4 protein-coding genes are annotated in these 6,620 nt (G+C 41.3%); all 4 read left to right on the top strand.

Annotation, left to right across the window (positions count from 1 at the left end):
- Positions 1-6: 6 nt before the first annotated feature.
- From M1P97_RS20015 to M1P97_RS20030, 4 genes are read left to right on the top strand one after another with little or no spacing between them, the layout of a single operon-like run.
- Positions 7-4,020: a hypothetical protein gene (locus M1P97_RS20015; protein WP_249390014.1), complete on the top strand. Its 4,014-nt coding sequence runs from the start codon at positions 7-9 to the stop codon at positions 4,018-4,020.
- Positions 4,021-4,061: 41 nt separating this feature from the next.
- Positions 4,062-4,409, top strand: coding sequence for a TerB family tellurite resistance protein (locus M1P97_RS20020; protein ID WP_249390015.1), 348 nt, complete (start codon positions 4,062-4,064; stop codon positions 4,407-4,409).
- A gap of 1 nt (position 4,410) precedes the next feature.
- Positions 4,411-4,701 (top strand): hypothetical protein, encoded by a 291-nt coding sequence (locus tag M1P97_RS20025; RefSeq protein ID WP_249390016.1) that lies wholly within the window; start codon positions 4,411-4,413, stop codon positions 4,699-4,701.
- A 1-nt stretch (position 4,702) separates the two neighbouring features.
- The gene (locus M1P97_RS20030) at positions 4,703-6,523 is read left to right on the top strand and encodes a hypothetical protein (protein ID WP_249390017.1); all 1,821 of its coding nucleotides are present in this window, start codon (positions 4,703-4,705) and stop codon (positions 6,521-6,523) included.
- Positions 6,524-6,620: the final 97 nt, after the last annotated feature.

Here is a 6,620-nt window from a genome sequence, read left to right on the forward strand (position 1 = left end):
TGAATAATGGCAGGAGTAATAAAGAAACCTGATGCACTTAATCTGTCCGGAAACCTGAATGAGTTTGTGATGTCATCTTCCGGACTAGTCTCTTTTATCTTAAAGAAGGGAGACGATATACTTTTGCAGCAAAGCTATGAGCCCGGTCCGGATAACTTAATTAAAGTAGATGTTAAGGATGTAGTCGAAAGCCAACTAGCTTATACCCTGAATGCCAGTCAACCATTTTATATACAAAATAAATTGGCTGAAACTTTTGTTGCTACAATCGACGGAACAGACTACACTTTTCGTGTGATTCGTGGTGGTGTGTCTAATCTGGCTGACACGGCTGCAAACTGGCTAAAATTACATTTCCTTACCTGGCAACCGCGCGTTAAGTCGGTTACTTATTATTCGCCGGAATGGTTGACCTATTACGCAGTCGAGGAATGTACAGCAAAGCTCAAAGCAACATACCCCAATAAGTCAACCAAGATAATTACATTGGGCACTTGTGTTGCCGGGCATGCTACGACAATGAACCTGCAATACTCTGTGGTTGCCGGCAAACTGGGGAATACTTATCCGTCTTATTACGAGGTATGGACAGAGAAGTCCGGAACAAGGCTGTCTGAATCACAGGTGTATGCTTTTTCTGATCCAATGTCTGAAGATGAACAGTGGTATCTTTTCGAAAATAGCCTGGGAGGATTGGATACTTTCCGTGCGGCAGGAACAAACAACCTGAATGCGGAGCATGAACATAATATTGCCACATTTGGTGATATCCGGGAAGAATACCAGGTGGATACCGAGCGAAAGCATGTGAAGAATACCGGATATCTGGATGAATACTCCCGGCGTTGGCTACTGGACTTTTTTCCCAGTAAGGCAAAATATATATGTGAGGCAACTGCGATCCGAAAGATTGTTGTCATCGAAAGTAATGCTACATACGTGTCGAACGAATTGCCCAGCTCATATACTTTTACCTGGCAGCTGGCTGAAGTATCGACATATCTTAATTTAGTGAAAAATGAGAGCGATATCCCGGACAATCTGGTTGCTCCAGATCTGTCATCGCCGGATTTTATTTTACCCCCTCGGTTAGCTGAGTTTCCGAGGGTAACACTTTCAGAGGGGGTACTGATACCGGCGTTCGATCCGTTCAATCCAAAACCGACTGTCACAACATTTGGCGCAATACATAATACGATCAAAAATTCCGTCATCAAAGAACTGGAAGATGAGATCGGGAATATTGGCGGTGGACCTGGTGGTGATTGCAATCTTGAAATAATTGAATCATCTCAATTAGGCATAATATATCCTACCGATAAAAATATTTACTCTGCACTAAGCACTGAAATTCGTATAGCTGAAGAGCTTAATGACTTTCTTGTCGATATTGATGAGATGTATCTTCGAAAAGACATCGATGATCGTGCTCATGGGGTAATTACATTCGATAAAAAAATAGGATCTTCAATCTTTATTGACGGTTACGATGGTAAGGGATGGGAAATTACTGAAATTGGTGCCGGGTTATTTGATTCAGCCCGAGTTCGTTCAGACATCTTCATTGGTGGCAAATTTGGTTCACCCTCTTTTGCCTCTGGCTTTGCCGGATGGGGAGTTGAAATAGATATACCTACAGCTGCAGGTACTTTTGACTTCCTGACAGTCCGCAAATCCATGAAGGTTTACGAACTGGTGTACTCTCAGATATATGGTTTAGGTGGTTCTGTCATTATCTCTGATCTTAATAAGATTCTATATGTAGAAACCTGCCAAGGCTTCTATCGCTGTTACATGGATAGCATGGATGGCACAATGCGAATGAACCTTCGCAAAGATGATATCGTCCGGATGCAACGCAGCCAGGGTATCAATATCAGGTACTTTTACGGTGAAGTATTGGCCGTAACCCCGGATTACTTCGATTTGAAGATCATAGACGGTGAAGATTATCCTCAATTAGGTGATGTAGTATTTCGCTTTGGGAATAAATCAGACAAGAATCGGCAGGGAATAATCTATCTAACCAGTTCTGATGATAATGCACCTTATATAGATGTATTGGACGGTATTACAGATATGTCGATGTTCGAAAAGATTAAAGTCCGATTGGGTAACTACTCCGGCATACGAACAAAGAAGGGTGTACAACTAAAAGGGTATGGTATCTATGCTCAGGGAGGTGTATTTGAAGATACTGATATTTACCTTCAGGATGGTACAACGGTAGAACAGCAGTTCATAATCATGAACGGCAAGTTTGAAAGTACCATTGAAGGGCTTAAAAACGATATGTCACTTGAGAGCGGTAACATTCTTCGGAACTCATCATTTGGTAGCAATACGAACTATTGGTCACTGACTAATAATGTTCACTTTATTAACGTAGGCGGTAGTTTTCTTTGGATGGATGGGGCGTTTTATACTGAGAAAACCGCTGTAGCCGACATTTATAAAGACGGAAGTAAAAATGTACTCCGTATATTAAATACTACAATCACTCAATCAAACACGATATTCAAAGGAGAAAAATCAGAGGGAACATACTCTTTTGCATTTTATTATAAGGTATTACGTCCGGGAACATTGTCAGTGGGATTCACGGGTAAGGATTTATTTGTCTCCGAAGTATTGGAGATGTCTGATGGCTATCAGAAATTATTGAAGGTGGCTCAGTGGGATGGAACCGGAGACTTTTCAATCGGTTTTACCGGTGAAATACTGATCTATGGTGTATCCTTATTTAATGACGTGCTAGCGGACGCTCAAATTAAACTGCAGACACAGATTGATCAGACGGCCGAGTACATAAAGCTACTGGCTAAAAAGGAGTATGTAGATGCAGAAACCGGAGCCATTTATACAAAGTATGATGCCTCGCTAACTGTAATGGCAGAAGAAATAGCAGCTCGTGTTACCCGTCAGGATTTTAATACTGAAACCGGAGCTTTACGACAGGAAATAACTTCAGGTTTAAGTATTCAGGCTGGTCGTATTGAGGCTGTATCTACGAAAGTTGATAATGTACAGAAAACAATTGATACCGCAGGCTGGATTAACACGACTCAGGGGAATACCCTCTTCGCTGCTAAGACATTAGAGAACGGGCAGAATATAATATCATATATAAATCAGACGCCAGGGAATACAACAATTGCCTCTAACAGAATAAATCTGTATGGAGCCGTATCCTTTAATATGCTGTCTGATTATACAACAATAAATAGCCGGATCAATGGGAAAGCTGATTCGTCATCTTTAGGTGATTTGGCTTATCAGAATTATGTGTATAGTCGTGATCTGGCAAAAGAAATCACAGACACGATATCAGCGAAAGTATCTCCCGGTCAACTTCGTAACTACGCCTTCGCGAATGGAGCAAGTATAACCAAAGGAGACTTGATCAGTGCTTTGCAAACAGAGATTACTGGAAAGCTAACAGGAAGTTCAACATCCAGTGGGAATAAATTAGCATCTGTGATAGTCAATGGACAGACCTTGGTTGCCGGTGGATATATCCAGGCCAATCTGATCAATGTGGATGAAATATGGTGTACTAGCCTTGCTGCGGTTAGAGGGAAAATCGGAGGATTTTCTATTAGTGGAGATTCTATTATAAATTCTTCTTCCGGTATGAGGATTGATCCTATAGGATATATTGGATTTGAACAATCATATCAAAGATATGCCTTGTTCGGTACTAATGCTTATCATGCAGGAGTAAGATCTGATTCTTTTATAACTCTATATGATAATACGGGTAATTCGTCAATAGATTGTATTAATATTTATCCAAATGGAAGGTATAATACAGTTTTATTAGCAGACTACCACTCATCAGATTCCACTTCAAGAAGATCTATTGAATTAAGTATTAAGCCTCTTCCGAATGATGCCAGTTGGTATTTAAGAACATGTTTAACTATGAGTCATATGCCTGTAAAGCAGCAAGTAGGTACATCAGGAAATAACTATACCGTAAAGTGGAATGATATAAATGGCCATTTCTTTATAGAATAAATCATTATTAAATATCAGTATTTATTAAAAAACATAAAGTCATGAAAGTAAATTTTAACAAGTCATTTAAAGACTACAAAGGTGAAGAGGTATTAATTGAGAAGGAAGTCCTCAAAGATGGTAAGAAGGTTATAGAAAAACATCCTCAGATGATTTCCGAGATGGTTTGCCGTTGCTTATTCTCTGGAGAGACATTAGAACGTACCGGGGATGTATCTAAGGATAATGCGAATAAATTAACAGCGCATAATCTGTGTATGAGGATTTTCGCCGCTAAAGGGGCTATCGAGATAGTAACAGAAGAAGCGACACTGATTAAGCAATCTGTATCAAGCCTTAATGCAGGTGGTTATGCTCAGATTGTCAACCTAATTGAAGGAGGAAAGTAACATGAAAGTAAAAGTTGATGTTCGTAGCAGAACTGGGTACAATGATGTAGGTGATGTACATATCGGTTATGAGATTAATCAAACGACCGGTAATCCCGTGTCAAGTATTCGGGCTAACATTGAACGAAGCGATAAGCGAATCGGAACTGTGACGGTAGAGAGAGATGGGCGGATGTATATTTCGTTTGATTATGCTAATGATATATCCTTTGAAACAAAACGGCAAGTCCTGACTACAGTCTTGACAGATGCAGAAAATGTGTTTAATGAACCGGTAAATACAGTAGAATAACATGGCAGCAGGTGATATCATCATACCCGACAACACAATTACTCCGGAACTCTTAGATAAGATTGCAGCAGAAGTTCAAAATCGTATTTTATCTACATCAAAAGATCCGGGACAGTATGAAGAGGTGGACAGTTTGACTGGTATCACCTCTATACCCGTATTCCAACAATCCGGATCAACTTATAAGTTAGTCCGGGTATTACTGTCTATACTTAAAGGAGTGGACGGAAAAGAAGTACATCTGCAATCCACAGAAACGCATCTTCAGTGGCGTTGGACGGATGGCATGTGGAATAATCTTATTGCCTGGGCTGATCTAAAAGGTGATCCCGGTGATACTCCTGTCTTCCGTACCGGTTCGTCCGGAATTGAATGGAAGTATGAGTCGGAAGAGGAAGCGGCTTGGAAAGTACTTGTTACATTCGAAGTCCTGAAGTTAAAGTTTGCCGATTTGACTGCCGAACAAATCGCTGCTTTTTGGCAGGCAATACCGGAAGATGTACTGGTTCTTTTTCAAAAACCGGCCACGGACGCAGCCGCCGAAGTGCGGGAGCAAATGGTTCAAATCTCCCAAAATGCGAATGCTGCGATTGAGGCTGCTAACACGGCCGCTGGCAATGCTCAGGATGCTGCGGATAATGTGCAAGACGGTAAGACACCTATACTCGAATCTGTCAATGCTCAACCCGGAGATACACCTTCCGGAGACTTTACCGCAAATGGGGTGGATGCTTTAGGTAATCCGAAATACATACTAAACCTGACTCTTCCTGCCGGCAAAGATGGTCAGCCGGCAGTCTTCGAGCAAGGGACAACAACAACCGTTGAACCGAACGGATCGGCATCTGTGGAAGTTGTAGAAAATGGCACGACCCCGGAAGGTAACCCTAAGTACATTCTTAACTTTTCCATCCCTAGAGGTCAACAAGGTCCACCCGGTGCCGGTTCAGGCAATGTGTCAGCTGACGGTACCGGTCTTATCTCAGGTAAAAAGTATCTGTTCGTCCCATCCTCAGACGATAGCACAACCGGTATGTTTATCGAGTATGTAGCTCCGGAAATACCGGAACAGATACAACCGGACTGGAATGCGACAGAAGGAAAGGCTGCAATCTTAAACAAGCCGGGTAACGCCACCGCCGACACCTCTGGTCTCATGTCTGCTGACCAGTTTCAAAAACTGGAAAAGGTGAGCCCTGATGAGTATGTCAAGAAAGATGGTAGTACTCCATTTACAAATGAACAAGATGTAAAAGTAGATGGTAATGCAACGATTAGATTTAAGGATTCTGATGGGACTATCAGGGGATATGTTGGGAAAATCGCGAATAATACAACTATTCCTGTTGAAAAACATGGTATATGGTTAAGAAACCACAAAGCAGATAAAACAGTCATGCTTAGAGATAACGGCGATCTCACATACAATGATACTAAAATAGTACTTTTGAATGATGATTCAAAAGTGACTCAATCCGCAAATGGGCTTATGATCTCTGTCGACAAGAAAAAGCTTGATCGTATAGGCTCATACACTACTGCAACGACAGTAGCAAATCTTGATGCAAATTACGAAAATATTGAAATTAGTCTTAATGCAAATGCATCGCTATCGGTTAATGCGGCGGGTAGAAATTATGATGGGCTTGAAATGAATGTATTTGTTTATTGTCCATCGACTCGAACAATAACAATCCCAACATCTGGGAATTATGAAAGCATGTGCGGAAGCTCGCATACTTGCCCGGCTGGTAGACGGGTAGAATTTAACCTTAAATGCTATGCGGGTATCTGGCATATTGCAAAACTTGAACAAGAATAGGAGGCGGTATGAATAGAAGAAGGTTTATGGCAAATGCAAAGAAGCCCCTACTAGTCAAATTGACAAGTAGCCCCGGCAGCAATATGTCTTATACATT

The organism is Parabacteroides leei (assembly GCF_023369805.1).
In the GTDB taxonomy this organism is placed as follows: Bacteria; Bacteroidota; Bacteroidia; order Bacteroidales; family Tannerellaceae; genus Parabacteroides; species Parabacteroides leei.

Coding starts and splice junctions, on each gene's coding strand:
- M1P97_RS20025 (WP_249390016.1), top strand. CDS start 4,411: ATGAAAGTAAAAGTTGATGTTCGTAGCAGAACTGGGTACAATGATGTA.
- M1P97_RS20020 (WP_249390015.1), top strand. CDS start 4,062: ATGAAAGTAAATTTTAACAAGTCATTTAAAGACTACAAAGGTGAAGAG.
- M1P97_RS20030 (WP_249390017.1), top strand. CDS start 4,703: ATGGCAGCAGGTGATATCATCATACCCGACAACACAATTACTCCGGAA.
- M1P97_RS20015 (WP_249390014.1), top strand. CDS start 7: ATGGCAGGAGTAATAAAGAAACCTGATGCACTTAATCTGTCCGGAAAC.